Source organism: Microbispora sp. ZYX-F-249 (genome assembly GCF_039649665.1).
Taxonomy (GTDB): domain Bacteria; phylum Actinomycetota; class Actinomycetes; order Streptosporangiales; family Streptosporangiaceae; genus Microbispora; species Microbispora maris.
The window spans coordinates 1-2690 of record NZ_JBDJAW010000111.1; the positions used below are offsets into that span (position 1 = coordinate 1).

Annotated in this window: 1 protein-coding gene; it reads right to left on the reverse strand. The window is 69.3% G+C overall.

Annotated elements, in window-relative coordinates:
• On the reverse strand, nucleotides 1-2562 hold a 2562-nt coding region (locus tag AAH991_RS39905), incomplete at its 3' end, for a PQQ-dependent sugar dehydrogenase (protein ID WP_346231154.1).
• Nucleotides 2563-2690: the final 128 nt, after the last annotated feature.

Genomic DNA, 2690 nt, shown 5'->3' on the forward strand with positions numbered 1-2690 from the left:
GGCCTGCGAGGCGCCGTTGACGTCCAGGCACCGCCCGGACCCGACGCCCTTCAGCGCGCTCGTGCTCCCCGAGGGCGACGACGGAGAAGGCGAGGGAGAGGGCGGAACCGACGGCGAGGGGGACGGCGACGACGGCGTCCCGGTGCCGAGGGTGAAGGCGTCCAGGTCGAACAGGTAGCCCTGTCCGGTGGGGCCGCGGAAGACCAGGTAGAGCGCCGTCGTGCCGGCCGGGGCGCCGCTGAGGTTCGCCGAGACGTCGGTGAAGGTCTCCCAGCTCCCGGTGCTCGCGACGTTGACCGTGCCGAGCAGCGTGCCCGTGGCCGAGCCCGCCCGCACCTCGATCCGGCCGCCCGCGCCCGCCGACGACACGCGTGCGGTGATCCTCGTCGCGGTGCTCAGGTTGTACGGCTGGAAGGAGATCCAGTCGCCGTCGTCGGTGAAGCCGATCGTCTTGCCGCCCTCGGCGGTGGTGTGATCGGCCGTCTGGACGCCCTGCTGTGTGCCGAAGTGCTCGGCCTGCCGATGGCGCGGCTGGAGCGTGCGGACACTGGTGGAGGTCAGGCCGCCCTGGTCGGTGTAGGAGGCCTCGAAGACGCCGAAGATGTTGGCCGCGGAGTCGTGCTCACCGTCCACCGGCACGTTGATCGAGCCGCTGCAGCCGCTCTTGGAGGTGATCTGGTGCGCGTGGCTGTCGTGCCCGAGGAAGTAGGTGACGGTCACCTTCGAGCAGTCGATCGTGCCGTCCTCCGGGTCGCTGACGGTGACCTGGAAGGGCACGGTGTCCCCGAAGGAGAACAGCTGCCCGTCGGCCGGCGTGGTCAGTGTCACCGTCGGCGCGGTGTTTCCGACGTTCACTATCACGCTCGCGTTCCCGGTCAGCCCCTGCGGGTCGCGGACCGTGAGCGTGGCGGTGTAGGCGCCGTTCGCCGTGTAGGTCTTGCTCGGGTTGGCCGCCGTGGAGGTCGTGCCGTCGCCGAAGTTCCACGAGTACGTCAGCGTGCCGCCCTCGGGGTCGGAACTGCCCGCGGAGGAGAAGTTCACGGTCAGCGGAGCCGGTCCCGAGGTCTTGTCGGCGGCGGCCTTGGCGATCGGGTTGCGGTTGGCCTTGCCGATGTACTCGACCCGGTACAGCGCCTGGTTGTTGCTTCCGGTGCCGTAGTCCAGGACGTACAGGGCGCCGTCGGGGCCGAACGCCATGTCCATCACCTGGGTGCCGCTCCAGGGGAACGCGGAGATCTCCCCGTAGTTCCCGTCGCTCTTGACCTCGATGGCCTTGATCCAGCGGCGGCCGTACTCACCGGCGAAGAAGCGCCCGTCCAGCGCCTGGGGGAACTTGACGGCCGAGTTCAGGTTCGGGTCGTAGCGGTAGACCGGGCCGCCCATCGGCGACTCGGACCCCGAGCCGAACTCCGGTGGCGAGCCGGCGTCCCCCGCGTACCTGATCCACGCCGGTTTCGCGGCGGGCAGCGTGGTAAGGCCGGTGTTGCGGAAGGAGTTGTTGGTCGGCCCGCCCGCGCAGTTGTACTTCGGGCCGGTGCTGTTGGAGGCGAAGTCCCACTCGTTGTAGGTCTCGCTGGTGGTGTTCGTCCCGGTGCAGTACGGCCAGCCGTAGTTGCCCGGAGCGGTGATGCGGTCGAACTCCACCTGACCGCTCGGCCCGCGGCTGGAGTTGGTCACTCCCGAGTCCGGCCCGTAGTCGCCCAGGTAGACGATGCCGGTCGCCTTGTCCACGCTCATCCGGAACGGGTTGCGCAGACCCATGGCGTAGATCTCCGGGCGGGTCTTCGCCGTTCCCGGCGGGAACAGGTTTCCGCTGGGGATCGTGTAGCTGCCGTCCGGCTGCGGCTTGATCCGCAGCACCTTGCCGCGCAGGTCGTTGGTGTTGCCCGCCGTGCGCTGGGCGTCGTACTGCGGGTTGCGGTTGGTCCGCTCGTCCAGCGGGGAGTAGCCGCTCGACTCGAACGGGTTGCTGTCGTCGCCGGTCGTCAGATACAGGTTGCCGGCCGCGTCGAAGTCGATGTCGCCGCCCACGTGACAGCACATCCCGCGGTCGTTCGGCACCTCCAGCACGACCTTCTCACTGCTCATGTCGAGCGTGTCGTCGGACTTCAGCGTGAAGCGGGACAGGTTCAGGTGTCCCTTCCACTGGTCGAACTGCGCCTGCGTGCCGGTGCTCGGCGCGTCACCGCTCGGCGTGCTCAGCCGCGGCGAGTAGTAGAGCCAGACGTAGCGGTTCGACGCGAAGTCCGGGTCGACCGCCACACCCTGCAGGCCCTCCTCGTCGTGGGTGTAGACGCTGAGCCTGCCGGCCACCTTCGTGTTGCCGTTGACATCGGTGACGCGCAGCGTGCCGTCACGGGCCGTGTGGAGGACCGACCGGTTGGGCATCACGGCCAGCGACATCGCCTCACCCAGCTCCGAGCCGCCCGAGGCGAGCGACACCTGCTGGTAGTCGGACGCGGGGATGGTCAGCGCGTTCGCCGGGGAGGCCGTGACCGCGAGGGCTCCGGGTGTGATCAGCGCCATCGTGGTCAGCAACGTGAACCACGGACGTCGGGACATCGGTGTTCCTTCCTGACATGCGGGGGGTTCAGTCAGGGCATGGCGCGCGCCGCCGCGCTCTTGCCAGAAATCCTGCGTCGCGCCCAGAGGGGTGCCACCTCGGGAGGGCGCGTCGTCAGGCGATGCGG